Here is a 25,184-nt window from a genome sequence, read left to right as displayed (position 1 = left end):
GCTGCCACTGCTTAATGCGCTGCCTACGCTGGACCAATTAGCGCCTGGCGGATGAAGCACAAGGGGCAGTCATGTTATCGTTCGCTATTGGCTGAAGCAGCCCTGTGGAGCGGTCCATGAAATTTATACACCAGCGTGAGCATTTGAATGAGGATGACATCGTCGTCATTGAATGTTCGCAAACCTGCAACATCCGCCTGATGAGCGATGCCAACTTCCGCAGCTTCAAAAATGGCGGTCGCCACAGCTATCACGGCGGTGCATTCGACAAGTTTCCGGTGAAGATCAATGTGCCCAGCACTGGCTTCTGGAACATCACGATCGATACGGTCACGCGCAAAGCCATTAGCGTAACGCGCAAACCGACACTCACTCACTCGATCAAGTTTGTGCGTCGCTCACCCTCGAGAATGAGCTAAAGCCGAACCCAGCTCGCGGATCTTCTTAATCCGCAGCCGGTTCAAGCTTGCAGTTCTATACGCAAATTCATCACTGCTTGCCGCGCCCTGGCGGCGAGCCCATCGCCCTTGGCCAGCACCGAATCGCCCCTGTGCGAGGTTTTCGGTAGTTGGCTGCAACTCAGGTATGCAATCGACCCAATGAACAGCGACGCCATCAGCACTTTGCAGCAGCAACTCAGCAGCGCCTTGAGCAACCCGCCCAGCGAAACCCGCCGGATATTCCATGGCCGCGGTTTATGTTGGCCAGGCCTTGAACATGTCACCGCAGACTGGCTGCAAGGTATCGTATTGGTAGCGTTGTTTCGCGAGCCTGCTCCCAGTGAAATGGCGGCGCTCAAGCGCATGCTCAGCGCATTGATCGAGGCGCCCGAATGGCAGCACAGTGGCGCTCATACGCTGTTATTGCAGCATCGTTACCTGCCCGACAGCGCCACCGAGTGGATCTGTGGCGAGCTGACAGACACCTGGCAGATCACTGAAAGCGGCTTGCGCTACCAGCTCGATATCGGCAAGAAGCAAAACAGCGGGCTGTTTCTCGACATGCGCTATGGCCGTCAGTGGGTTCAGCAGCAGGCCAGCGGCAAGCGCATTCTTAACTTGTTTGCCTACACCTGCGGTTTCTCGGTCGCTGCCATCGAAGGCGGTGCAGAGCATGTGGTGAATCTGGACATGGCGCGCTCAGCTCTGAGCCGTGGGCGTGACAATCACCGGCTTAACGGCCACGATCTGAGCAAGGTCAGCTTTCTTGGCCATGAGCTGTTCAAGTCGTGGGGCAAGGTTAAAAAGTACGGCCCGTATGATCTGATCATCATCGACCCGCCCTCTTTCCAGAAAGGCAGCTTCGCGCTGACCCGTGACTATCAGAAGATCCTGCGCAAGTTGCCAGAGCTGCTCAGCGCTGGCGGCACTGTGCTGGCCTGTGTCAACGATCCGGGTATCGGCCCGGACTTCCTGATTGAGGGCATGGCGAATGATGCGCCAGCGCTGCGCTATGTCGAGCGTCTGGAAAACCAGCCTGAATTCAATGAGAGCGACCCGCAAGGTGGGCTCAAGGCGCTGGTATTCAAACTCGGGGCTTAAATAACAACGGCGCTGTTTGCAATCTGCAAGCAGCGCCGCTGAGTCAACCGGATATCTGCAGGCGAAGTCAGAAGCTCACCGCCAGCCCCAGCGAGTAACCGGACACGTTGTCACCCAGAACGTGACGCAAAACCAGACGGGTACGGGTGATGAACAAGTCGTAGGCGCTTGAGTCGAACTCAATGCCCAGGCCCACTGTTGAAAGCCGGTCGAAGCCCAATGCGCCGCGCTGATCACCCAGATACTCTGAGTGCGAAAACTCCAACACATAGCGTAACGGCCGCTGCATCACCACAAAGCCGGTCGGGGCGCGATAGCGTGACCACAGGTTAGCGGTTTCAGCGTTGGCCTCGCCATCAACCACGTCATCGCCAGACAGCGTTTTCAGGTGCACGTAGCTGTAGCGCAGCTCGACATCGGCCTCGTAATCCGGCCGCACCCGCTCCCAGTCCAGCATCAGCGAGCCGCCCAAACCACCGGCCGCCAAATGACCGCCGTCGAGAAAATCAATCTGCCGATCGAGTTTGCGCTCAATCAGCAACCTCCCGGCGTTGATATCGCTGGTCATGTAGCCTAATGCAAAGTTGGCAATGGGCCGGATCACCACCTCTTCGCTCAAAGGAAAATCCCAGCCGATGCCACCTGTGGCCGAGATCGTGTTCCATTTCACCGGCAACACCCGTGATTCGTTACCGCCACTGGCAACGAACTTCGGGTCATAACGGCTGTAGCCCAACGCCCCTTCAAGATACAGCGGTATCTCTTTGCTCAGGGTAGCGCCGCCGCCTAGCTGGGTCATGCTCAGATCGGGATTACCGCCCTGCTTGTCGTTAATCTGCAACGAGCTGGAGGCCAGATCCGGAGTGATTGAGTACGCCATCAGGGCCAGTACGCCGTTGGTTCGCTCTTCAAGATCAATATCCTGAAGCACCAACGGCAAGGCGTAAGCCGAATTAACGCCACACAAAGACAGCAGCAAAAACGAGGATGTTTTGAGCATTTTGCGTCGTTCAGTAGTTGGACGAGAGCAGTCTAGCGTGCCGCGCACATTTGCGGCAGTGGCTTTTTCTGTGCCAATTGCGCACCCCGAAAACTGTTTAACGGCGCTGTTGCTGCACATACAACGCCTCGACTTTTTCCCTGGCCCAAGGCGTGCGGCGCAAAAAGGTCAGACTGGACTTGATACTCGGGTCGCTCTTGAAGCAGCGAATATCAATGCGCTGGGCAAGGCCGTCCCAGCCAAATTGCTCGACCAGCTGATTCAAGATGGCTTCAAGTGTTACGCCATGCAGTGGGTTTTTCGGTGTTTGCGTCATGGCGAACCTGATAATCAAAGAAATAAACAGCGCCACATTAGCCAAGTGCGCCGGTAAGCGGAAGACCGGGTATTACCCGGTCACGAAAAAAAACCGGCCCACATCAGCGACATGGACCGGCTAAAAAATCGTGCTTATGCCGTTTCGGTGTGAATGCAAGCGTGTTCAGCACCCGCACCGAATGGCGTTGATGAGTTGATCAGGCGTCCTGATACTCTTTCTCAGCTTGGGCGAAACGCGTCTGCATGCTCTGCGACGGGGCTTTGCCCATCAGGCTGAAGACCACGATTGCCAGCGTTGCGAGAATGAAGCCAGGAATGATCTCGTAGATACCCAGACCAACGTAGTTCTTCCACAGAATTACGGTCAGAGCACCGACCAGCATACCGGCCAGCGCGCCGTTGCGAGTCATGCGGCTCCAGGTAACCGAGAGCAGGACAACCGGGCCGAATGCAGCGCCGAAACCAGCCCAGGCGTAAGACACCAGACCCAGTACGCGGTTTTCCGGATTGGCCGCCAGTGCGATTGCAATCAATGCCACCAGCAGAACCATGCCACGACCTACCCAGACCAGTTCGGTCTGCGAGGCGTCTTTACGCAGGAAGGCTTTGTAGAAGTCTTCGGTCAGTGCGCTCGAGCAAACCAACAGCTGGCAGCTCAAGGTACTCATTACAGCAGCCAGAATGGCCGACAGCAGAACACCGGCAACCCACGGGTTGAACAGCAGCTTGGCCAGTTCAATGAACACGCGCTCTGGGTTTTCAGTTACAGGACCGGCAACTTCCGGGTGAGCGGCGAAGTAGGCAATACCGAAGAAACCAACAGAAACGGTACCGATCAGGCAAAGGATCATCCAGGCCATCGAAATGCGACGGGCTGCCGGAATAGTCTTCACCGAATCAGCCGCCATGAAGCGCGCCAGAATGTGCGGCTGGCCGAAGTAGCCCAGGCCCCAGGCCATCAGCGAGATGACGCTGATGAAGGTCATGCCCTTGAGCATGTCGAAGTTGGTCGGGTCTTGCAGCTCGATGGCCGCAAAGGTCGCATCTGCGCCGCCAGTCGCGATCATCACCATGACTGGGGTGAGAATCAGGGCGAAGATCATCAGAGTGGCCTGTACGGTGTCAGTCCAACTGACCGCCAGGAAGCCACCGATAAAGGTGTAGGCGATGGTTGCTGCAGCGCCAGCCCAGAGTGCGGTGCTGTAATCCATGCCGAAGGTGCTTTCGAACAAGCGTGCACCGGCTACCACGCCAGAGGCGCAATAGATGGTGAAGAACACCAGAATGACCAGTGCCGAGAAGATCCGCAGCACGCGGCTGTTGTCTTCAAAACGGTTGGTGAAATAGTCCGGCAGGGTCAGTGCATTGCCGTTGTACTCGGTTTGCACGCGCAGGCGACCGGCAACAAACAGCCAGTTGAGGTACGCACCGATAACCAGACCAATTGCGATCCAGCTTTCGGAAAGACCTGACATATAAACAGCGCCAGGCAAACCCATGAGCAGCCAGCCGCTCATATCGGAAGCACCAGCCGACAACGCGGTTACGTAACTGCCGAGGCTACGGCCACCGAGGATGTAGTCAGAAAGGTTCTTGGTTCGCAGGTAGGCGAATAGGCCGATGCCTATCATGAGCGCGATGTACACCACGAAGGTGACAAGCATTGGAGTGTTAGCGGTCATTGGGGTGTTCCCCTTCGGTTGTTGTTTTTTCGGCAACGGGTTGTGCCCGTGCCCTGCGTGGCAGTTGGCAACTCAGGTGTCAGTCGCCAGATAATCCATGGTACCAAACAACCTGCGCGCACTCGTTTAGAGAGGCGGCGCGAGGTTGAAGTGCAGTGTACGGCTCACACATTGATGGAGCGCAAAGCCCTGCACAGTCAAATGGATGGCGGAATTTAGTGGCAGAGCCCCCCACACTTCTTGTCTGAACCTCTGGAGTTTTTACAAAATACTACGATCAATGGAACTACCTGCCGGGTAAAAAGCCGCTGAATTCTTCTGAATATCAGTTAGAGGCCCGAACTAGAAGGCTTGCTGAAACACGCGCAAACGGAAACCTGACTGAACCGACAATTGCTGATATTCAGCAAATCCCATGCTTTAACCCTAGACGACCACCCACTGATCGCCCAATTGAATCAACGGGCCAGCACATGGGCGGTCGCAAAACCCTGATATTGGTGGGGTTTCAAGCTAATTAGTGGCGTGATGATGGTGCGCAGGGTCATGCTCCATAGTCGATATTTCGGCCGCTTTAGTTGGCAGGGGCTGCACCCGTTGTGTCTCGTCCTCCAGATACCCCAGCAACGCTGCAATCGCCTCGTCGCCAAGGCGCAGGTTGGGCATGGCGACTTGGTTGTACTGCTGATAAAGCTCAGTGGCGATTGGATCTGACTCGGCAAGCATTTTGTCCGGTTCTCTCAACCAGCGCTGCAACCACTGCGGGTCACGTTTGCGGGTTACGCCGATAAGATCCGGGCCAATTTCACGTAAACCTGCTGCCACGCTATCGGCACCGCCAAGCGTGTGGCATGCGGCACAGCGGGTACGAAAAATTTCCTCGCCGGTTGATGGCGGGCGCACCTGCGGCGCATCTGCATAGTCGGTGGTTTTGGTGTTGTGCTTCCAGTTGTGCAGGGTATTACCCAGTTGATAGGCCAGAATGTAGGGATTTTCGAAGGGCGATGTTTTCATCCAGCGTCCAGTCTGTTGATTGCCCACAATCAAGCTGAGGTTATGATCTTTATTACCCTGATCATCGACCCCTTTGAGAAACAGCCCGAGCTTTTCGCGCAACACATCAATCTCTTCTTTGTTGCCCGTGAGAAACAGCCAGCCGGGCGCTACGTGGAATTTCTCCGCGTAGTGTTTGAGTACCTCTGGAGTGTCGGTTTGAGGGTCGATACTGATCGAGTAAAAGAACACATCTTTGCCGACCCGGTCGCCCAGCAACTGTTGCACCCGACGCAACCGCGCAGTCTCCAGCGGGCAGGAGGCGGTGCAGGAGGTGAAAATAAAATTGATCGCGACGACCTTGTCCTTTATCAGGTCATCATAAAAATGCACGGTCTTGCCGTCCTGGGTAATCAACTCGGTATTGGGGAAGTAATCCTGTGCCCAGGGCGAACCACTGTCGTCTGCGCTTGCAGCGTGAAACCAGCACGCCATGCTCAGCGCACCCGCGCAGCGCAGTAGATGATTGGCTAATCGATTAAAGGTGATCATGGTCGGGACTCCTGATCATATCTTTCGGGCTATTAGAGTGAGGGGGCCGCACAGCGGCAGGCTCCCTGCATTGGGTTCAACGGTTTTTACCGCTGCCCTTTCCTCCACCACTGCTGCCTCCTCCACTGGCGCCGCTGCCTCCACTGCCACCCGAGGTACCGCTGCCGCCAGTGTTGGTGACCACAACGCTGAGCGGACCTGTGCCATCTCCGTCGCGGAAAGTAGGCAGCGCCGCAGACGCCACATACTCGACACCGTCCCAGGTCGGTAGCGGGGTTGGCATTAGCTGGAACTGCCCCGGATGCTCGATATCCCAGCGCAGCAGCATGGCGTTGTCCTCATGCTGAGTGTTGTGACAGTGCTCCATATAGGTGCCGGCAAACTCGCGGAAGCGCACGGCCACCTCAACGTTATCGAGGCTCTCGTCATCTGAGCCGATGCGATAAACATCCTTGCGCGCCCACTTTTCCCACTCGGGCGGCGCCTTGCCGCCACGACTCAAAATCACCCCTTCCTCGAAATGCACATGCACCGGGTGGCTCCAGCCATTGCCGCCGTTCTGGATTTTCCAGACTTCCAGCGTACCCAGGCCCTGCCACCCAGCATCGGTCGGGCCATTAGCCAGTTGGGTCGAGCTGGATATCCTGCGGGGATCCATGTTGTAGCCAAACCCGTCATCCGTCTTCACCGTCCATGGGGCTGAGTCTGTGCCATCCGAACGCCCGAAGATGAACGAGCGGTGACGGGCCTGGCTGAGCGCCAGTTTGTCGGCCGCGTTGTCCAGGTGAATAGTCAGCGGGATCATGGTTTTGCCCGCAGCTTTGCCCGGCTTTGCAGGTTCATAGGCCACCGGGTCCATGCTCAGATCCTGACCAGTGTATGGCTGCACGTTAAGCTGCATGAAAGCCCCGACAACAGGATCGCCCTTGTCCCATGCCGGGCCTTTGCTGGTTTGCTTGATTACCGGCTTGTAGGTCTCGCTGAGCACATCTGCCAGGGCAATGTCGCCTTTCGGGCCTTTACCAGTGTCGTGCGCCATGACGTTGACGAAGTAAATCTTGTCGCCCGATTTGATGCCGTTCTTGGCAAAGTTGATGATGATGTCGTAGCGCTCGGCAATCCCCTGCATCGGCAGAATCGCGAAGTTGTCCTTGGTGTCACCATCGGCATCAAGATCCAGGGTGCCGTCGAACGGAACGGCGTGCTCCATGATGTTGCCGTCGTTGGCGATCATGTGAAACGGAACACGTGCGTAGGAAATATTGGAGTTTTTCGGCCCCTGAAACTCCCCGCCCTTACCCTTGATCTCACGTACCACGGCAAATTTGAAGTAGCGAGAAACCGAGCCGTTGAGGATGCGAAAACGATAACTGCGTGCCCGCACATTCATCGTGGGTTTGTACTGCCAGTTGACGAGTATCTGATCTCCCAGAAAACCATCGGTATTGAACGGGTTGAACCACAACTGGCCGTTCTGATCCCAGGCCTTATCGGCGATAAGCAGGTTGACGTCATAGTCGCGATTGCCCCAGGACATGTCTGCACCACTGGGAAAACGCAGGTTAACGCCATCATCGATGGCCTCATTACCCCGATCAATCGCGCTGTAGTAGTTCATCATCGCGGCGTTGCCCTTGTAGACATTCTGCGCGGTGAAATCGAGCATATGATCGTGGAACCAGTGGGTGCTCATGGTTTCGTGCCAGTCGCCACGAATCTTGATCGTGCCGTTGTCACAGGTTTTCAAACCGGGATTGCGATCATTCACCCACAGGGTTTCACCTGGCGAACAGGGAAATGCCGCGCGCGGGTCTTCAGCCGCCGTATTAATGGTGTCGTAGCCGGCCAACTGCATTGGCCAGCGGTAGTCGTAATACTGGCCCGGGAAGAAATACGCATTGGCGTAGCCGTCACTTTCAGCGGGTGTGTGGCCGTTGTGCTCATGCGTACTGATGGTGTGCAAACCGAAACCATGGTTGGCCGCCGGATCAATCGGCAACGCATTGTAATGACGCATAAGTACCGGTTGACCATAACGCACCATGAGCAGCTTTGGCGGCATGGTGCCGTCGAAGGTCCAGACTGAATTGTGATCCTGTATGGGCATGCTCGGGTGGAAGCGCACATCGATGCCTTTAGTGCTGGCTGTCGACGCGTCATGGCCATCGGGATGGTAGTAAAGGCCGTCAGGCCCATACTCGCCATGGCCGTACTCATGGTGTTGCCAACTGTCACGCAAACCAGAGTTGGTTCTTGCCCCGGCCTGCACGGTTTTGTAGGCCACTTGCGGGTAGAACTCATTCCAGCGCTGATGCGACCAGCCCTTGCCGCCAGGCCGTCCCTCAGCAGGTGAATCGACCCGGCGATTGAGAAATGCCTCGATCAAGCTCTGCCACGGATTATGGTCCAGCACATTGGCATACTGGCTGGGGAACGGCGTCAGCCCCGGCTGCTTGAGGAAGGCATCCAGCTCGGCCCCGTCCGGGCCACTGCGTGCCACATTGTCAGGGTCCTGCGCCGGCGCTGGCCCCACTTTGGCAAGCGGGAACATCATCGGCGCGGGTGGCGTCGCAGGGTCCAGCTTGACTGGGCCAAATTCCTCGAACATCAACAGTTGCTGGGTGTAGGGCTGCGCGCCGAATAAAGGGCTCGGCAAGCCGTTGGTGGGATAGTTAAATGAGGTTTGCTGCGCGGGTTGCAGAATATTCTCAACCAACGGCGTCGATTTATCGCCCTTCACCTCGTCAGGCAAGTCAAATGAGCCCTCGTTGGCGTCCGGCATTGTCAACAGGTCGCTCAGGGCCTGGACCGGATCATCAGCTGGATCGGTATACGCGGATGGATCAGTTACTGGCGGTTGGTCCACATCATCGATAGGGCTTGCGTGCGCACCGGTGATGCCCAGGATCAGGCACAGGGCCGAGGCAATTCTGGTCAGTTTGAAGGCCTGCCCGCAGATGGCTTTGTACGGTGTTAGCGTGTTCATTTTGATCACCGTAAACACAATTAATGGAGGGTCTTATCGTGTTATCGGAGTCACCCAGCGGACCGTACAACCTTGATTGCGAGACAGCAAAGACCCTTCGAACCCTGGCTACGGTCGAATACATGCGCAAAGAACAGCGCTGGACTGAATCCGTGATTAAGCCGGATCGCTTGGAGTGGGTGGCCCGCAACAATGCCAGCCGGCGTGAATCGGCTGAAAGAGATGCAGCGTTTGAATATGGGCCAGAACAACTGACTTCTGAGGCACGCTGCAAAGGCGGAACGAGTTGCCGTTTGGGCTCGATGTTGATCGACTCATTCGGGTAGCCCTCAGCTGGTGCTGAATTGAACCCGCAAGCGGGGTTAATCAGTAATCAGCAAGGGTCATGCCAAAATGTTTCAATACATTTCAAGAACAGAGATGCTGGCCTCTAGCCATATTTAATGGCACTTCAACGTGTCATTTGCCCTGCCACCGGCTTGCTATTAAGCCTTGCGGGGATACGTCCCCACTATCGGGTGGGACCATCACCCCGGGACTGGGCGCGCCTATTGACGACCCTGGACGGTCTGCACAGGAAGCCGGGCGTTACTGGTCGATAACTTCGCCGCGCATCGGCGCCAATTGCGCGAGTAAACGGTTCTGGGCTCGCACCGGAACGTCCAGCGTATCCATAGCGTCTTGCAGGTCTTCGACCAGCGCATTGAAATCACTCGGCGTCAGGTTCTGGCCTTTGTGGCTCTCGGCCATGCTGTCTCCGGTGTACTCGCATGGCCCGCCGGCCTCAACACAGAATTGCTCAATGAGCTTTTCGCGCAGGCGTTCGATATCGACGTTTTCGAAGTGCTCAACAATGCGTGAGTCGCCGGCAATATTGAGCAGCATGCCCTCAACGATCCGGGTAATACCTGGCAACTCACCCAAGTCTCGGTAGAGGCTGTCATCCTTAACCGGTGACTGCACGCAACCAGTCAGCAACAACACGGCGATCCAACCGCTTAGACGTCTCATCAAAAACTCCCCTGAACCGACAGGTACACGGCGTCCTGATTATCCAGCGTGGCAATCTCGCCCAATCGCGCATAAGCCAGCACAACGGCCGCATGCTTGCTGGGGAAGTAGCCGACGAAGACATCCGCCCAATCGCTCTCACCGGCAAAACTCAGGTTGTCCGGTTTCTCCCGGTACTCCACGCCTACCGCCCAATGACGATCCGGCAGCACGGCAACCGAGCCCTCTTTGAGCACCGAGTGTTGGTCACGGCGATCACCGCCAAAGCCGAGAATCCCCAATTCATTGGCCCGGCTGTAGCGCAGGCCACCATTCAACAACAGGTTGTAGCCAAATGCGCCACCGAGAATCAGCCGGCTGGCAGTGAGATAGCCTTCTGCATCTTCATCACGTTGCGCGCCGATCAGTTGCGGAATCAGAAAATCGCGGTTCTTCTTGTACTGGATGCCCAGCGCTACTTGTGGAAGCTGGTCGTAGATCAGGTCCCCGAAGAGGCGCACTTTTAGGCCGAAAATATCCTGGCTCAGGCTGTTCTCCGGCAAGTTCAGATCGCGCGCCAAAGTGCCAAGATCAAAGCGCTGGCGGGCGTACGACAACTCCACACGGTTATCAAACGAGGCCGCCACGCCGACAGCGTCGAGCCGGTAGTCGGCCGTTTCAACCCGGCTGGCAAATACATCCGCGCCCCACTCGCCGCGCTCACCGTAGCCAGCCAACACTGCCCAAGGCGTAATCCCGCCGCCTGCTGCGCCTTCCAGACTGGTTGCGCCACCCGTTGCGAGTAAACGCCCAGCATCTGCCGTGGCCAATGCCGGCGCCAACGCAATGCAGGCTGCGCCAAGAAACTGCTTAACACCCATGACTCAGAGAACCGTTTCAGCGGATTGAATAGGCGCCTGTTCAAGCCACGCCACGAAGGCCTGCGCGGTCAGGGGCTTGCTGATCAGATATCCCTGAATCACATCGCATCCCCAGCGCTTGAGCAGATTGAAACTGCGTTGATGCTCCACCCCTTCGGCCACAACCTTGAGGCCGAGGCTGTGACTCATTTCGATGGTTGAACGGACGATTACAGCGTCCTCGCTCATGTCGTTGAGTTCGCGGATAAACGACTGATCGATTTTCAACTCTTGCACCGGCATACGCTTAAGCTGCGCCAAAGAGGAATAGCCGGTGCCGAAGTCATCCACCGACAGCGATACACCGCAATCGCGCAATCCGTAAAGAACTTGCAGCGCCACCTGTGGATTGAGCATCACCCCGCTTTCGGTGATTTCAAAGGTCAGCTGTGCTGGGTCGAGCGCATGCTGCGCCAGCAGCTTATTAATCCGCGCTGGCAGTTGCGGGTCGAGCAGGTCTTCGGTCGAGATGTTCAAGGACAAATCAACTTTCAGCCCATCCTGCTGCCATTCGGCCAATTGACGCATCGCCTCGCCGATCACCCAATTGGTGAGCAATTGAATGCTGCCGCTGCGCTCAGCCAATGGAATGAATTCTCCGGGAGAAACCATGCCAAACTGTGGGTGCTGCCAGCGCAACAGCGCCTCGGCCTGGATGATCGAGCGATTGGCAATGTGGATCTTGGGCTGAAAGTGCAGGCACAACTCGCCCTGTTCGGCGGCGTGGCGCAGATCCCGAATCAGCTGCATCTGGCGCTGATGCGCGGTGTCACGACCGCGTTCATAGACCTGAACCCAGCCGGGTGACTGCCCTGCATCGGTACAGGCCAGACGCGCCCGGCGAATCAGCTCATCGGGCGTGTTGCCATCGCCCGGATAGCTGGCGATGCCAATGCGCAGCGCCAGCGAGACTTCATTACCGCCCAGCACCAGCAGGTTTTTCAGCTGTGGCTGAATACGGTCTGCAAACGCCACCGCACTCTCGCTGTTGGCGTTTTCCAGCAACAGCAAAAACTCATCAGCAACAATTCTCGCCAGGCTGTCGCCCGGGCGTAACACCGCGCTCAATCGCTGCCCCAATTGCTGCAAGACTTTATCGGCGTTCGCCGGGCCTTGCGTTTCATTGAGGGTGCGAAACTCGACGATGCTCAGGTACAACAATGACACCGGACGCTCGGCGGTTAGGGCGCTGCCAAGGCGCTCTGCGACCAGAGTCCGGTTGGGTAAGCCGGTTAAGCCATCGTGCAGAGCATTGTGCGCAAGCTGGCGTTCCCGCTCGGCGATGCCGGATTGCATCTGCTGGAACGACGTTGCCAGCCGGCCCAGTTCATCGCTGCGCTGCACCTGCAGCGGCACCTGATAATCGCCACGGCCAATGCGCTCGGACACCTCGACCAACTCACGGACCGGCCGCGAGATATTGCGCGCCAACAGCAGCGCTCCCACCAGCGAGGCCAGCAAAGCGGCCGAGGCAATCAGCAATATGTGCTTATCCAGCGGGGCAAACGCCTGCTGAGCATGGGTCAGGGATTTATACAGCAGGGCTTGCACCGCATAACCATCACCGCGGGCCAAGACCAACTGCTGGCGGAGAAAATGCTGGCCATCGAGCATGACCCGGTCTTCACGATTGGCCGCGCTTGCCAGTGAATCCGCCGGGGAAAACTCATGCATCGCATCTGGCAAGGTACTCACCCAGATATCCGGCAAGCCGTCCTGACTGCCTATAAGCGACAGCTCAAGGTGGGTGAGCGCCTGCAAATCGCGGGTAAAATTTTCATCTACCCGAAAGCCCATCAGTACATTGGCGATCGGCACGGGCGCTTTGACCACTGTCTCGACCAGCAGGTAGATCTGCCCGGCGAGCGGCATCAGATAAGTGCGCAAGGCTTCATGCATCTGCACCGCGCTGTTGGTGCTTAAACGCCGACTCATCGCCTCGTTGAGCTCAGGCTGGGTACTGACCTGAATCGCGCCGTCGAGGTCGAGCAACATCACCACTTCTGCGTGAATGCGTGCACCGTGATTGGCCAAAGCCGAGCGGATGGTGGCAGCGTCTTCACTGGCCACCGCCTGTTTGAAGCCGAAGTCGGCGGTGAGCACGTTGACCGCATCACTGAGCTGCTGCTCACGCACCTCAAGTAACTGCTGGAAAACCCGCGAGCCAATTTCCAATTGCTCACTTGCCTGAGCGCGCACGGCCACACCCGTGGCTTTTTGCACGGCCAGATACAGCGAGCCAATGACCACCAGCAACAGCAGGACCAATACACTGGCGATACGCGCCTGAAAACTACTGCGCAGCATTGCGTTTGGCTTTATTGAATGCATCGCCGAAGCTGCTGACAGGCGCTTCAGGAGCAACTGCGGCCGAAGCGGCAACATCAAAGTCAAAGGTTTGGCTAAGCCCCTTCGCCCCCAGCTCTAGCTCGCCCGCCGCCACCGGCAACATCTTGGCGTTCTGCGGATGCCACAGCGTGGCCTCGTAACGGCCCTCAGGCAGATTCTCAAGGCTGAGCTGGCCCTGTGCATCACTGACCGCAAACCACGGGTCATCGGTGATGTAGACATAGCCCACCATCCAGTCATGAATGTTGCAGCCCAGCACCACAACGCCTGGCGTATCAAACACCACCGGCTCGCTTGGCGTGCCCTGATAGAGGCGCAACTCAAAACGCTTGGCCGGAGAGAAACTGTAAACGTGATGGCGGATATTATCGCTGTTGGGGAACTTGACCGCCTCGCCCGTGCGCACCACCAGCACGTTGGGCACAAACTGCCGGTCGACCTGATCCATGACATCGGTTGAAACCGAGTGCGCAGCGCCAGCAGTTCCGCGCAGCGTCAGCACCGCATTGGCCAACGGCCTGCCCGCTGCGTCCAGCATTTGCGCCTGCAGGCTTGCCGCGGCCGCAGAGGTAACGCTCAGGCACGCGCAAGCCGCCAGCAATACCGGCAATTTAAAGGCAGATACAACGCAGTGATTAAAAACTCTGAGCAGGTGCAAACCTGTCTTCCCCCAAACAATCCCGGTACTCACCGAAGTTAGTCCCCCGATGAGGGCTGATCTCGTCACCCAAGCAACTGCGTCTGAACAGTGAATATCGACTGGCGGAGGGAAAACTTGAGGGGCGTCAGGCTTCGTCTGTGCGCAAGCGTTTTGGGGTCAGGCCCAAGTACCGGCGCATGGCGGTGGTCAGGGCGCTTTGTGATGAGAAGCCGCATTCTTCGGCGATTCGGATCAGCGGCAAGTTGGAACTGCGCAGCAATCGCGCCGCACGATCAAGGCGGTTCTTCAACAGGTACTGATGCGGGCTCATGCCCACAGCGTCCTTGAACTGCACATGGAAGTGGCTCGGGCTCAGGCAGGCGACCTGCGCCAGCTCGGCAACGCTGATGCGCCGGGCCAGATGCGTGCTGATGTAGGCATCGATTTTCTGCATATCCAGCGCCGCATGCACCCGCGTGCGCTGCTCGCCGAACACGCGCAAATGCAGGGCGCGCAGCAACACACCGCCCAATGAACGCGTGAGCATTGGATCACTGCCGTAGCGCTCAAGCTCGGCGCCGGCGTAACTCAACAGGTTCTGGAAATCGGGATCGAGCTGCGGATAACGCGGCGCATCGAACAGATGCGTGAGCAGTTGCAGGTCATTGGCGCTGATTTCAGACTCGTGCAGGTCGACGATCAGCATGCGGTTGTCACCCACCCCGGCAAACTGATGGTCCGCATCACCCGGCACCAGACAGGCGCGCATGCGGCACACCTCACCGCCACAACCATTGACCTCGAATTCAGCGCGCCCAGAGAGCGACAACACCAGTTGATGGTGGTCGTGGGTGTGTTCATGCGCTTGGTTATCGAGGCAGGTAAGACGGGCGTTAAACATGGGCACAAAAAGGTAATAATCTGCAAAAGCGAAGTTTAACCGTTTGCAGGCGCAAACAGCAGTACCTGCGATCAGCAGAGTTGGGTTTGCAGGTGTTATGCCGAGCCCCCGATTGAAAACGGCAAAGTCGTCCCCCATGTTGTTTCTATACAGAAATCACAGGTGCCGCATGAACGATCAACCCGATATCGAAATCGTTGAAGAGCAAGACGCCCAGTCAAGCAACAGCCTGGCCCTGCCGCAGCACCGCTTGCCCGACAAGCTTTATGTCATCCCGATTCATAATCGCCCGCTGTTTCCGGCGCAGGCGCTGCCAATTATCGTCAACAAAGAGCCTTGGGCCGAAACGCTGCAGCGTGTGGGCAATACCGAGCATAAAAGTCTGGCGTTGTTTTTTATCGACAATCCGCCCACAGACGGCAGCCTGCTCGACCCCGACGCTCTGCCCGAGCACGGCACGCTGGTGCGCATTCATCATGTCGCCGAAGAGGCAGACAAACTGCAATTTGTTGCCCAAGGCGTCACCCGTGTTCGCGTGCGCGGCTGGTTAAGCCGCAAGCCGCCGTATCTGGCCGAGGTCGAGTACCCCAAGATCAACCTCGACTCGCGTGACGAGATCAAGGCCTACGGCATGGCGCTGATCAACGCGATCAAGGAACTGCTGCCGCTCAACCCGCTGTACAACGAAGAGTTGAAGAACTACCTCAATCGTTTCAGCCCGAATGATCCGTCGCCGCTGACCGACTTTGCCGCCGCGCTGACCACAGCGCCTGGTGTGGAGTTACAAGGCGTGCTGGATACCGTGCCAATGCTCAAGCGCATGGAGAAGGTGCTGCCGTTGCTGCGCAAAGAGGTTGAAGTGGCGCGGTTGCAGAAAGAAATTTCCGCCGAGGTCAATCGCAAGATCGCCGACCATCAACGCGAGTTCTTCCTCAAGGAACAGTTGAAGATCATTCAACAGGAACTGGGCCTGAGCAAAGATGACCGCAGTGCCGACATCGAGCAGTTCAATCAGCGCCTCGAAGGCAAGACCGTGCCGGAATCGGCGCGCAAACGCATCAATGAAGAACTCGGCAAACTGGCCATTCTTGAAACGGGCTCACCCGAGTACGCCGTGACCCGCAATTATCTGGACTGGGCAACCGCGCTGCCCTGGGGCATTTACAGCGAAGACCAACTGGACCTCAATCATGCCCGCCAAGTGCTGGACAACCACCACGCGGGCATGGATGACATTAAATCGCGGATCACCGAGTTCCTCGCTGTCGGCGCGTTCAAGGGCCAGATTGCCGGCTCAATCGTGTTGCTGGTCGGCCCGCCCGGCGTGGGTAAAACCAGTATTGGTAAATCGATTGCCGAGTCGCTTGGCCGGCGGTTCTACCGTTTCAGTGTCGGCGGTATGCGCGATGAAGCCGAGATCAAGGGCCATCGCCGCACCTATATCGGCGCCATGCCGGGTAAATTGGTGCAGGCGCTGAAAGATGTAGAGGTGATGAACCCGGTCATCATGCTCGATGAAATCGACAAGATCGGCGCCAGCCATCAGGGCGATCCGGCCTCGGCGCTGCTCGAAACCCTGGACCCTGAACAGAACGTCGAATTTCTCGACCATTACCTCGACCTGCGCCTCGATTTATCCAAGGTGCTATTCGTGTGCACGGCCAACACCCTCGACTCGATCCCCGGCCCCCTGCTGGACCGCATGGAAGTGATTCGCCTGTCCGGCTATATCGCCGAAGAAAAACTGGCGATTGCCAAGCGTCACCTGTGGCCCAAGCAGCTTGAAAAAGCCGGCGTGCCGAAAAATCGTTTGAGCATTACCGACTCGGCCTTGCGCGGCGTCATCGAAGGTTATGCCCGCGAAGCCGGTGTGCGTCAGCTGGAAAAACAGCTGGGTAAACTGGTGCGCAAGGCGGTGGTGAAACTGCTGGAGTCGCCAGACAGTAAAGTGAAAATCGGCAGCAAGGAGCTTGAAGAGGCGCTGGGCAAACCGATGTTCCGTAAGGAGCGGGTGCTTGCCGGCGAAGGCGTCGTGACCGGTCTGGCCTGGACCAGCATGGGCGGCGCGACGTTACCGATTGAAGCTACCCGGATTCACACGCTCAATCGCGGCCTGAAATTGACCGGGCAATTGGGCGAAGTGATGAAGGAGTCTGCGGAGATTGCATACAGCTACATCAACTCGCACCTCAAACAATTTGGCGGCAAGTCCGGCTATTTCGATGATGCCTTTGTCCACCTGCATGTGCCTGAAGGTGCGACCCCGAAAGATGGCCCAAGCGCAGGCGTGACCATGGCCACTGCCCTGCTCTCTCTGGCTCGTCAGCAGGCACCGAAAAAAGGCGTGGCCATGACCGGCGAGTTAACGCTTACCGGGCAAGTGCTGCCGATTGGTGGTGTGCGCGAAAAAGTCATTGCGGCGCGTCGTCAGAAAATCAACGAGCTGATCCTTCCGCAAGCCAATCAGGGCGACTATGAAGAGCTGCCCGAATACCTGCGTGAAGGCCTGACCGTGCACTTCGCCATACGTTTCAGTGATGTTGCCAAAGTCATGTTCAAGTAACCATCCGCCTGTTGCTGCAGCCGCGACACCGCATGTGCGCGGCTTGCAGCAATCACCGAGATAAATCCACTGAGGGCTTACTTAAAGCCCCAATCACCCGCTATGCTGCTGGCCATTGCCAATTGTCGGAGTTGCCAATGTCCGCGCCAAATCGCCTGTTAATGCCCGTAGTCCTTGCGATGCTCGCAGGGTGTGCAAGCCAGCCGAGCAGTATCAATCTGCAAAAAAGCAACCAGTGCCCAATCGAGTTGAGCAGCAATCAGCAACTCATCCTGACGCTGCCCAGCAACCCAACCACCGGTTTCCGCTGGGTCGTCCAAGACGCTGCGCCAAGCGTACTCAAAAGCCTCGGCCCCGAGGTTTACAGCAACCCGGAAGAAGCCGGCCTGGTCGGCAGCGCCGGTCAATCGACCTGGCGTTTTAGCGTTCTGCAGCCAGGCACAGGTCGTCTGCTGCTCACTTATCAACGTCCGTGGGAAGCCGACGTAGCCCCGGAAAAAACCTTCGACTGCGAAATACAGACTCGCTGATACTCGCCGCGCGCCGCTAATGCGCGCAGCAACGTCTATCGCTCTGCAAGGTGGCTGCCATGCGTTGGTTAGTACTCGGTCTGATTGCCAGTGTTGTGTTCATTGTCGCCCGGGCAACCGGTTCGGCTGAGCTTGCGTTGTTCAGCAAAGGCGTCCCGGTCATTGCCATGTTCTTCTGGCTGGCGAACGCACCGGCGGGCCGTTACCGGCGCTGGATTCGTATTGGCCTGCTCTGTTCGCTCGCGGGCGACGTGCTGCTCGAATGGCCGCACGATCTTTTTGTGTTCGGCCTGGGCGCCTTTCTGCTGGCTCATCTGGCCTATTTGCGCGCCTACCTGAGTGACTGCAAACAGCCTGCGTGGCTGGCGCTATTGCTCGCGCTGGCAGTGGGCGGCTCGATGTTCAGCGTGCTGGCGAGTGCGGGGCTGGGACCGATGCTGATTCCGGTTGCCTGCTACGCAACGGCGATTGGCGCAATGCTCTGGCGCGCACTGGCACGCCTGACAATGCAGCCCAAAAACCGCAACAACGCCCTGCTCGCTGCGGTCGGCGCCTTGTTGTTTGTGTTCTCCGACAGCCTTATCGGCATCAACCGTTTCGTCGCCCCGTTCGACTCCGCCGGTTACTGGATCATTGTCAGCTATTGGCTGGGACAATGGGCAATCAGTGCGTCTGCACTTCACATCTCTGCGCAGAATCCGCAGCAAACCTGCGCAACTTCGACTATAGAAACTAGGCAGGCCTGAGTCTTTAAACGGCGGCCTGTAGAACCTCTGGAAAAATGCCAACTAAAACAACAAAAGGGCAATAGCGCCTGCGCTTGAATTGCCTGCAACCTCATCGACGACGTGTGGTTGATTATGAAAAAACTGCAATTGTTGTTAGCGCTGGTCCTGCTCGGTTTATTCAGTGGCTGCGGCAGCATGCTTCCCAGTGAGCGTTCCGAGGCGCGTTCACCATTCACCGATTATCTCGACGCGGAAGCGAGATACAACCAGGCCGTTACCGGCAAGACAACCCGCAGCGAGCTGTTCGCCCTGGGCTTCGATCCGCTGGCGCAAGGTAACGGCAAAATGCTCTCGTTCATCGACATCCGCCAACTCTTCGTGCAGGCCAACATCCCGATTGAGTACCTGCCCGAAGGCCTGGTCGAATGTCTGGAGGCCAAAGACCGCTGCATTGGCTACTCATTCGATTTCACCAAAACTGACTCGGCGCGCGTTGGCAGCTTCTGGGCAGACGTTTTGAACTTCAAGAAAGAACGGGAAATTCAGGGCTGGTCGTTTCGCGCAATCTTTGTGTTGATCGACGACACGCTGGTGCACAAGGTCAGCAATGGCGAGCCGAACATTCGCCGCCTGGAGGTCAAACGCAATCCTCTGGGGCCGCTGCAGGGTGCAGGCGAGTACTTTTCCGACCAGTTGAAGTAGCCATGCGTCGCCTGTACAGACGCGCAAGCGCTGCAAACAGCGGCTTTACGACGCAGTAACACGCGGTGCAGTACTTTTTCACAGCCTGCTTCGCTAAAATGTCCGGCTTTGCAGACCTTTATCGGTATCGCCGTGAACAAACAGCCAGATCGCATCTTTGCCCAGCCCTTGGAACAGGTGCCCGATTTCACCTTCAATGAAGACGTGGTTCGGGTTTTTCCTGACATGATCAAGCGCTCGGTGCCCGGCTACCCGACGATTGTCGAAAACCTGGGTGTAATGGCCAGCCAGTTCGCCCAACCGCACAGCGTGCTTTACGATCTGGGCTGCTCACTGGGCGCGGTCACTCAGGCGCTGCGCCGGCATGTGCAGATTGAGGATTGCCGGGTGATTGCGGTCGATAACTCCAGCGCGATGGTTGAGCGTTGCAGCGAGTACCTGCATGCACAGGACTCGATGTTTCAGGAGTTGCTGCCAGTCGATGTGATCGAGGCGGATATTCTCAATCTCGATTTTCAGCCGACTTCACTGGTGGCGCTGAACTTCACCTTGCAGTTCATCAAGCCGGAACAGCGCCTGGCGCTGCTCACCCGGATTCGCCAGGCGCTGATGCCCGGCGGCGCCCTGCTGCTGTCGGAGAAGCTGTGCTTTGCCGATGCCGAACAACAGCAACTGCTGACCGATCTGCATATCGCCTTCAAACGTGCCAATGGCTACAGCGAACTGGAGATTGCGCAGAAACGCAGCGCAATTGAAAACGTGATGATTCCCGACAGCCTTGAACAGCACCGCGAACGCTTGCTGGCGGCCGGTTTCAGTAAAGTCATTCCCTGGTTTCAATGCCTTAATTTCGCCTCGATGATTGCCCTGCCATGATCCGCAAACTTGACCTAGACGCGCTGCAACAACACCTTGCCGGCACCCCGTTACAAGAGTGGAGCGCTGATCTTCCGGGGCAAATAGACGCCAAGCTGGCCATTGGTCACGGCGACTTGCAGCGCTGGCATAACGCCGTGGAGGCCTTGCCCGCACTCAGCGTTGAGCAACTTGAGCTGGTGAAAAATTTCAGCTTCAACGGCCCCTGTGACGAGCCAACCCGCGCACAGCTGAAAAGCGCCCTGCAGGGTTTGATTCCCTGGCGCAAAGGCCCCTTCCACCTGTTCGATGTACATGTCGATACCGAATGGCGTTCAGACTGGAAGTGGCAGCGTGTGGCGCCGTATCTCGATCTCACCGGCAAACGCGTGCTGGATGTCGGGTGCGGCAATGGCTACTACATGTGGCGCATGCTTGGCGCGGGTGCGGCCAGCGTGGTCGGGATCGATCCGAACTGGCTGTTTCTGTGCCAGTTTCTGGCGATGAAAAACTATTTGCCTGACCAACCCGTGTGGCATCTGCCGCTGGGTTTCGAGGAGCTTCCGGCCAAGCTGCAAGGCTTTGATACAGTGTTCTCGATGGGCATTCTGTATCACCGTCGCTCGCCGATTGATCACCTGTTCGACCTCAAGGATTGCCTGGTCAAAGGTGGCGAGTTGGTGCTGGAAACGTTGGTGGTCGAAGGCGATGCGCAGCAAGTGTTGCTGCCTGAAGACCGTTACCAGCAAATGCGCAACGTGTGGTTCCTGCCCTCGGTACCGGCACTCGAATTGTGGCTGCGCCGCGCCGGCTTTACTGATGTGCAGTGCGTGGATGTCAGCACCACCTCGGTTGCCGAACAACGCTCGACCGAATGGATGCGTTATCAGTCGCTGCCCGAGTTTCTTGACCCGGCCGACCACAGCCGAACCATCGAAGGCCTGCCCGCGCCCATGCGCGCCGTTATCACCGCGCGCAAGCCGTAATTGCAAGCAGGTGCGTGGCAATCGCGCGCACCTGCACACGCCACGAGTCGATAAAAACCGACAATCTGTAGCTGTCCGCCGTCTGCCAGCATTTGCTTGGCCGGACGATTGCGGTAGGCTCTACGCTTCATTGAAAGGAGGTATTTCCCCATGGCTAAAGCCACTGCCCGCCACATCCTGGTTGCAAGCGAAGACAAGTGCAACGAACTGAAAGCAGCCATCGAAGGCGGCGCTGATTTCGCTCAGATCGCCAAAGAAAACTCCACCTGCCCATCCAGCCGTGATGGCGGCAACCTGGGTTCTTTCGGCCCTGGCCAGATGGTTAAAGAATTCGACACCGTGGTCTTCAGCGCTCCGGTAAATGTCGTTCAGGGTCCGGTGAAGACTCAGTTCGGTTATCACCTGCTGGAAGTTACCAGCCGTCAGGACTAAGCCAGTCGCGTGGCGCATAGCCATGCACGGACTCGCTCCAGACTAAAAAACCCCGGTTTGCTCACCTTGCAGCGTTGCCAAGACGCCTGGTGAACAACCGGGGTTTTCTTTTAGCTGTGTTACGCACTAATGCTGGCGGCCGGGTCGGGTCAGCCCCAGACGCTCGATGCGATAGCGCAACATGTCGCGGCTCAAACCGAGAATTCTCGCCGACTTGGTGACATTCCAGTCGGTTTTGTTGAGGGTTTTAATCACCATGTCGCGCTCGACTTCAGGCAGATTGAAGCCATCCATTTCCTCCTCACCCGCCTCATTGTGCGCGGCCTGAGCGACAGGCTCGCGGCACTCCGGCTCCATCAGGCTCGAACAGATAACCAACTGGCTGGGGCCGATAATCGTGCTTTGCGCCAACAGCACACTTTGCTCAAGCATATTGCGTAGCTCGCGCACATTGCCCGGCCAACTGTATCGCTTGAGCAGGCTCTCGGCCTCGGCGCTGAATTGCAGCCCCGGCTTGCCGTAGCGTTTGCAATGCATGGCCAGGAAGTGGCGTGCCAACAACAGCACATCATCGCCACGCGCATACAAACGCGGCACTTTGATGGAGATGATGCGAAGCCGGAAGAACAGATCACGACGGAACTTGCCCTGCTGAACCATCTGTTCAAGGTTGCAGTTGGTTGCACTGATGATGCGCAGATTGACCTTGCGCTCCTTGACCGAGCCCACGCGGCGAATGGTCCGGTCCTCAAGCAGCTTGAGCAATTTGGCTTGCAGGCTCAGGTCCATCTCACCGATTTCATCGAGAAACAGCGTGCCGCCATCTGCCGCCTCGACCAAGCCCAGCCGGCGTTCCTTGGCGTCGGTAAATGCGCCTTTCTCGTGACCAAACAATTCGGCCTCGATCAGATGAGCCGGAATCGAGGCGCAGTTGAATTCGATAAATGGCCCGCTGCTGCGGCCGCCGCCAAAGTGCAGTGCTCTGGCGATCAACTCTTTGCCCGTACCGGTTTCACCTTCCACCAGAACCGCAGGCAGCTCGGCATCGGTCATGCGGCTTTCGGCGTCGAGCAATTGCTGGATAATCGACTTCAAGGCCTTCATCGGCTCTGAATTACCGATAAGCGCCTGCTTGCTCGACTCCTGAGAATCACGCAGCTGATAAAACGACAGCTTGTGTTCGAGCCGCTGCGCATCGAGAGCCTTCTCGATAAGCAGTTTCAGCTCTACCAGCGCGACAGGCTTGGTCAGGTAATGAAATGCACCGGCCTTCATCGCCTCAACCGCGTCATCAATATTGCCGTAGCCGGTCATCATGATCAGTTTGATCTGCGGCGCACTCGCATGCACCTTGGCCAGCAACTCGATGCCACTGATGCCGGGCAATGAATGATCGGTGAGCATGACATCGGGTTGCAGCGTGGGCAGAAGCTCAAGCGCCTCTTCGGCAGAATGGCAGACATGCGCCTCGAAATTCTTGCGCTGCAAAAATGTCTGGATATTTTCGGCCAACATCTCATCGTCTTCGACGATCAAAATGCAATGTTCCATATCGCCTCCCCAGGCTCAAATTGATTCATCTAAAAGGGCGACCTGCGACTACCCGCGGCGTCACGCGTTCAAGCCCGCCTGCCTGAATAACGCCCGCATCCAAACTGCAAATCCGCGCTTGTGCGTACTCTGTTTACTGGTTAAGTATCTCTCACGCCGCCTCAGCAGCCCGATGCTGCTGACCCTGCGAGGCAACCTTGAAGTCGAGCACCACGGTCGTGCCGTGCTGCTCTTTGCTCGACAACGAAATCTTGCCGCCAAAGCGTTCCATGATTCGTTTGGCCATCACCAGACCCACCCCCAAGCCGCCTTGTTTGGTGGTGTAGAAGGGTTTAAAGGCCATTAACTCCTGCTGGCGCGACATGCCTTTGCCGGAGTCACTCACGGTCAGAGTCAGCCGACGACCCAACTCGACCACCTCAACCTTGGCGCGGAGCACCCCGCCCTTGAGCATGGCCTCGATCGCGTTGGAAATAAGACTATTAAGCACTTGCCGCAGCATCATCCGATGACTGACCACAAAAGCGGATGAGTCGATCGTGATCTCTGCCTGAATATTGGCCTGACGTAATTGCAGCTCAAAGCTGCTCAGGCAATCCTTGAGCACCGCTGCAGGATCAACAACCTCGATTTCACCGCTCAGCGGGCGTGAAGAAATCAGCAAATCGCGCACCCAGTTCGACATCCGGTCGACCTGGCCAATAATGTCGGCGAGATTTTTTGGCGGCTTGCCGTCATACATTTCCTGCGCCAATTCCGCACTCGAACGGATAGTCGCCAGCGGGTTGCGCAGGCTGTGGGCCAATGCCGAAGACATTTCTCCCAGTGCCACAAATGACTCATTGGAAACCAGTTGTTGGCGCTGCGAGTCGAGCAAGATCGCGGCGCGGCGCACAATCCAGAACAAGCTGAAATAAATCACCGCACCGCCAATCGCTGTCGATATCCAGATGACCCGGTAGCCGCGCTGCAGGCGGGCGATCAGGTCTTGTGGTTCCTTGTAGACCTCGACCATCGAAACAACGGTGCCATTGCGATCCAGCATCGGCACGTAGTTCTCGATAAATAACTCTTGCGGGGCGTGAGGAAACTGTTGCTCGGCATGCGATTCGTCCGCGTGGTTGTAGCTGGAAACGACTGACTCACGCGTTGCAAAGGCCTTGTCTAAATCTTGGTTAATAATGGTCTGGCCAATCAGTGAGGGATTGCTCGACCAGATCACCACATGGTCAGCAGCATAAATATTGGCTAAGAGGGCGTCGGGGAGATTGGCGATATGGTCGAAGAACTCGGATCGAGCCCGCTGTCGCTCTTCGGCCAATGCTTGCGAGTAGTTTTTGTCGTTGCGTGGATCAATCACCTCGGACATCACCATGTTACCCAGCCCGTGATGGCGGATTTCGGTGGCCCCGATTGCGCGGATGAATTGGGCGGTGAGCATGGCGTCACGCTCAATGCTCTCTTTAACCACGAACTGAGTGGAAATAATCCCTAATCCAACTGCCACTGTGCCGACGATGACCAAACTGATCAGGGAAAACCAGCGCAGCAAATTGAATGAGCGACTGCTCAGTTTCTCATCCCTCCAGGGCGTTAATTTGCTCAGATCGAAGGCAACGCACATGGGGAATTCCGGCTGTTTTTTATTGTCCTGACTTGTTTATAGCTCAGATTCTGAAGAATATTTAAATCATAATTTGGTATTAGGCTTGAAGTAGATATAACCGGCTCTTGCACAGTTGATCGCCGGTTTTTTAACGCCAAATAACCTTCCAGTTTTCCCAGCTCTCAGCCCCCCCGCCAAAACCCAACTTTGGGGAAAGCCCCCCTATTCCCCAGCCCGGCAAAACTCGCCGCCTGCAAACACCAAGGCCTTGCAACCACCGTTTTAGAGCGGTCAGTCGTTGGTTTTTGATACATGGTATGGATGTTGCGATACGGCTTGCAGCGTGTCGGTGGCCCCAT

21 protein-coding genes are annotated in these 25,184 nt (G+C 57.1%); 9 read left to right on the top strand and 12 right to left on the bottom strand.

Annotated elements, in window-relative coordinates:
* Positions 1–116: 116 nt before the first annotated feature.
* Together FEZ62_RS02660 and FEZ62_RS02655 are read left to right on the top strand one after the other, a co-directional pair.
* Positions 117–419: a DUF1883 domain-containing protein gene (locus FEZ62_RS02660; protein WP_172926731.1), complete on the top strand. Its 303-nt coding sequence runs from the start codon at positions 117–119 to the stop codon at positions 417–419.
* Positions 420–599: 180 nt separating this feature from the next.
* Entirely contained in the window at positions 600–1,541 is a 942-nt protein-coding gene (locus FEZ62_RS02655; RefSeq protein WP_172926730.1) for a class I SAM-dependent methyltransferase, read from the top strand.
* A 67-nt stretch (positions 1,542–1,608) separates the two neighbouring features.
* Here the strand turns inward: FEZ62_RS02655 and FEZ62_RS02650 are convergent, their stop codons facing one another.
* The 10 genes from FEZ62_RS02650 to FEZ62_RS02605 all read right to left on the bottom strand — a co-directional run bounded on the left by FEZ62_RS02650 (position 1,609) and on the right by FEZ62_RS02605 (position 14,872).
* A complete protein-coding gene (locus FEZ62_RS02650) occupies positions 1,609–2,541 on the bottom strand; it encodes an autotransporter domain-containing protein (RefSeq protein WP_172926729.1) in 933 nt (310 codons plus the stop codon).
* A 97-nt stretch (positions 2,542–2,638) separates the two neighbouring features.
* Complete coding sequence (locus FEZ62_RS02645) at positions 2,639–2,857, bottom strand: VF530 family protein (RefSeq protein ID WP_172926728.1); 219 nt, start codon at positions 2,855–2,857, stop codon at positions 2,639–2,641.
* A 199-nt stretch (positions 2,858–3,056) separates the two neighbouring features.
* On the bottom strand, positions 3,057–4,541 hold the full coding sequence (putP, locus tag FEZ62_RS02640) for a sodium/proline symporter PutP (protein ID WP_172926727.1): 1,485 nt from the start codon (positions 4,539–4,541) through the stop codon (positions 3,057–3,059).
* A 513-nt stretch (positions 4,542–5,054) separates the two neighbouring features.
* Positions 5,055–6,029 carry an SCO family protein gene (locus FEZ62_RS02635; protein ID WP_242454885.1) on the bottom strand — a complete coding sequence of 325 codons (975 nt, stop codon included), beginning with the start codon at positions 6,027–6,029 and terminating at the stop codon, positions 5,055–5,057.
* A 133-nt stretch (positions 6,030–6,162) separates the two neighbouring features.
* The gene (locus tag FEZ62_RS02630; protein ID WP_172926725.1) at positions 6,163–9,072 is read right to left on the bottom strand and encodes a multicopper oxidase domain-containing protein; all 2,910 of its coding nucleotides are present in this window, start codon (positions 9,070–9,072) and stop codon (positions 6,163–6,165) included.
* A 588-nt stretch (positions 9,073–9,660) separates the two neighbouring features.
* On the bottom strand, positions 9,661–10,083 hold the full coding sequence (locus FEZ62_RS02625) for a group 1 truncated hemoglobin (protein WP_172926724.1): 423 nt from the start codon (positions 10,081–10,083) through the stop codon (positions 9,661–9,663).
* Positions 10,083–10,943, bottom strand: coding sequence for a DUF3034 family protein (locus FEZ62_RS02620; RefSeq protein ID WP_172926723.1), 861 nt, complete (start codon positions 10,941–10,943; stop codon positions 10,083–10,085). Before FEZ62_RS02620 ends, FEZ62_RS02625 begins: the two co-directional genes overlap by 1 nt.
* 3 nt (positions 10,944–10,946) lie before the next feature.
* Entirely contained in the window at positions 10,947–13,289 is a 2,343-nt protein-coding gene (locus FEZ62_RS02615; protein ID WP_172926722.1) for an EAL domain-containing protein, read from the bottom strand.
* A complete protein-coding gene (locus FEZ62_RS02610) occupies positions 13,276–13,869 on the bottom strand; it encodes a methylamine utilization protein (RefSeq protein WP_242454866.1) in 594 nt (197 codons plus the stop codon). Before FEZ62_RS02610 ends, FEZ62_RS02615 begins: the two co-directional genes overlap by 14 nt.
* Positions 13,870–14,116: 247 nt before the next feature.
* Positions 14,117–14,872, bottom strand: a complete 756-nt coding sequence (locus tag FEZ62_RS02605) for an AraC family transcriptional regulator (protein ID WP_172926721.1) — start codon at positions 14,870–14,872, stop codon at positions 14,117–14,119.
* A gap of 169 nt (positions 14,873–15,041) precedes the next feature.
* On the opposite strand from FEZ62_RS02605, the gene lon reads away from it, so the two are divergent.
* The 7 genes from lon (at position 15,042) to FEZ62_RS02570 (ending at position 21,668) form a co-directional block, all read left to right on the top strand.
* Complete coding sequence (lon, locus tag FEZ62_RS02600) at positions 15,042–17,435, top strand: endopeptidase La (protein ID WP_172926720.1); 2,394 nt, start codon at positions 15,042–15,044, stop codon at positions 17,433–17,435.
* 137 nt (positions 17,436–17,572) lie between these two features.
* Positions 17,573–17,965 carry a protease inhibitor I42 family protein gene (locus tag FEZ62_RS02595; RefSeq protein ID WP_172926719.1) on the top strand — a complete coding sequence of 131 codons (393 nt, stop codon included), beginning with the start codon at positions 17,573–17,575 and terminating at the stop codon, positions 17,963–17,965.
* Between the two features lie 59 nt (positions 17,966–18,024).
* Entirely contained in the window at positions 18,025–18,711 is a 687-nt protein-coding gene (locus tag FEZ62_RS02590) for a lysoplasmalogenase (RefSeq protein WP_172926718.1), read from the top strand.
* A 114-nt stretch (positions 18,712–18,825) separates the two neighbouring features.
* Positions 18,826–19,395 carry a hypothetical protein gene (locus FEZ62_RS02585; protein ID WP_150548708.1) on the top strand — a complete coding sequence of 190 codons (570 nt, stop codon included), beginning with the start codon at positions 18,826–18,828 and terminating at the stop codon, positions 19,393–19,395.
* A gap of 132 nt (positions 19,396–19,527) precedes the next feature.
* Complete coding sequence (gene cmoA / locus FEZ62_RS02580) at positions 19,528–20,271, top strand: carboxy-S-adenosyl-L-methionine synthase CmoA (RefSeq protein ID WP_069901904.1); 744 nt, start codon at positions 19,528–19,530, stop codon at positions 20,269–20,271.
* Entirely contained in the window at positions 20,268–21,236 is a 969-nt protein-coding gene (gene cmoB, locus FEZ62_RS02575; RefSeq protein WP_150548706.1) for a tRNA 5-methoxyuridine(34)/uridine 5-oxyacetic acid(34) synthase CmoB, read from the top strand. Before cmoA ends, cmoB begins: the two co-directional genes overlap by 4 nt.
* 150 nt (positions 21,237–21,386) lie before the next feature.
* Positions 21,387–21,668 (top strand): peptidylprolyl isomerase, encoded by a 282-nt coding sequence (locus tag FEZ62_RS02570; RefSeq protein WP_069901573.1) that lies wholly within the window; start codon positions 21,387–21,389, stop codon positions 21,666–21,668.
* Positions 21,669–21,794: 126 nt separating this feature from the next.
* Here the strand turns inward: FEZ62_RS02570 and FEZ62_RS02565 are convergent, their stop codons facing one another.
* Positions 21,795–23,219 carry a sigma-54 dependent transcriptional regulator gene (locus FEZ62_RS02565; RefSeq protein ID WP_069901572.1) on the bottom strand — a complete coding sequence of 475 codons (1,425 nt, stop codon included), beginning with the start codon at positions 23,217–23,219 and terminating at the stop codon, positions 21,795–21,797.
* Positions 23,220–23,370: 151 nt separating this feature from the next.
* Entirely contained in the window at positions 23,371–24,843 is a 1,473-nt protein-coding gene (locus FEZ62_RS02560; protein ID WP_172926717.1) for a HAMP domain-containing sensor histidine kinase, read from the bottom strand.
* Between the last annotated feature and the right edge of the window lie 341 nt (positions 24,844–25,184).

Origin of the sequence: Pseudomonas sp. MS19, assembly GCF_013277615.1 — a bacterium.
GTDB classification, from domain to species: domain Bacteria; phylum Pseudomonadota; class Gammaproteobacteria; order Pseudomonadales; family Pseudomonadaceae; genus Aquipseudomonas; species Aquipseudomonas marincola.
The sequence above is the reverse complement of the archived record's forward strand: the minus strand, read 5'-3'. Positions and strand labels throughout refer to the sequence as shown.

Bases quoted from the DNA above. Each gene is read 5' to 3' on its own strand.
- FEZ62_RS02660 (WP_172926731.1), top strand. From the start codon at position 117: ATGAAATTTATACACCAGCGTGAGCATTTGAATGAGGATGACATCGTC.
- FEZ62_RS02655 (WP_172926730.1), top strand. From the start codon at position 600: ATGAACAGCGACGCCATCAGCACTTTGCAGCAGCAACTCAGCAGCGCC.
- FEZ62_RS02650 (WP_172926729.1), bottom strand. From the start codon at position 2,541: ATGCTCAAAACATCCTCGTTTTTGCTGCTGTCTTTGTGTGGCGTTAAT.
- FEZ62_RS02645 (WP_172926728.1), bottom strand. From the start codon at position 2,857: ATGACGCAAACACCGAAAAACCCACTGCATGGCGTAACACTTGAAGCC.
- putP (WP_172926727.1), bottom strand. From the start codon at position 4,541: ATGACCGCTAACACTCCAATGCTTGTCACCTTCGTGGTGTACATCGCG.
- FEZ62_RS02635 (WP_242454885.1), bottom strand. From the start codon at position 6,029: ATGGCGTGCTGGTTTCACGCTGCAAGCGCAGACGACAGTGGTTCGCCC.
- FEZ62_RS02630 (WP_172926725.1), bottom strand. From the start codon at position 9,072: ATGAACACGCTAACACCGTACAAAGCCATCTGCGGGCAGGCCTTCAAA.
- FEZ62_RS02625 (WP_172926724.1), bottom strand. From the start codon at position 10,083: ATGAGACGTCTAAGCGGTTGGATCGCCGTGTTGTTGCTGACTGGTTGC.
- FEZ62_RS02620 (WP_172926723.1), bottom strand. From the start codon at position 10,943: ATGGGTGTTAAGCAGTTTCTTGGCGCAGCCTGCATTGCGTTGGCGCCG.
- FEZ62_RS02615 (WP_172926722.1), bottom strand. From the start codon at position 13,289: ATGCTGCGCAGTAGTTTTCAGGCGCGTATCGCCAGTGTATTGGTCCTG.
- FEZ62_RS02610 (WP_242454866.1), bottom strand. From the start codon at position 13,869: ATGCTGGACGCAGCGGGCAGGCCGTTGGCCAATGCGGTGCTGACGCTG.
- FEZ62_RS02605 (WP_172926721.1), bottom strand. From the start codon at position 14,872: ATGTTTAACGCCCGTCTTACCTGCCTCGATAACCAAGCGCATGAACAC.
- lon (WP_172926720.1), top strand. From the start codon at position 15,042: ATGAACGATCAACCCGATATCGAAATCGTTGAAGAGCAAGACGCCCAG.
- FEZ62_RS02595 (WP_172926719.1), top strand. From the start codon at position 17,573: ATGTCCGCGCCAAATCGCCTGTTAATGCCCGTAGTCCTTGCGATGCTC.
- FEZ62_RS02590 (WP_172926718.1), top strand. From the start codon at position 18,025: ATGCGTTGGTTAGTACTCGGTCTGATTGCCAGTGTTGTGTTCATTGTC.
- FEZ62_RS02585 (WP_150548708.1), top strand. From the start codon at position 18,826: ATGAAAAAACTGCAATTGTTGTTAGCGCTGGTCCTGCTCGGTTTATTC.
- cmoB (WP_150548706.1), top strand. From the start codon at position 20,268: ATGATCCGCAAACTTGACCTAGACGCGCTGCAACAACACCTTGCCGGC.
- FEZ62_RS02570 (WP_069901573.1), top strand. From the start codon at position 21,387: ATGGCTAAAGCCACTGCCCGCCACATCCTGGTTGCAAGCGAAGACAAG.
- FEZ62_RS02565 (WP_069901572.1), bottom strand. From the start codon at position 23,219: ATGGAACATTGCATTTTGATCGTCGAAGACGATGAGATGTTGGCCGAA.
- FEZ62_RS02560 (WP_172926717.1), bottom strand. From the start codon at position 24,843: ATGTGCGTTGCCTTCGATCTGAGCAAATTAACGCCCTGGAGGGATGAG.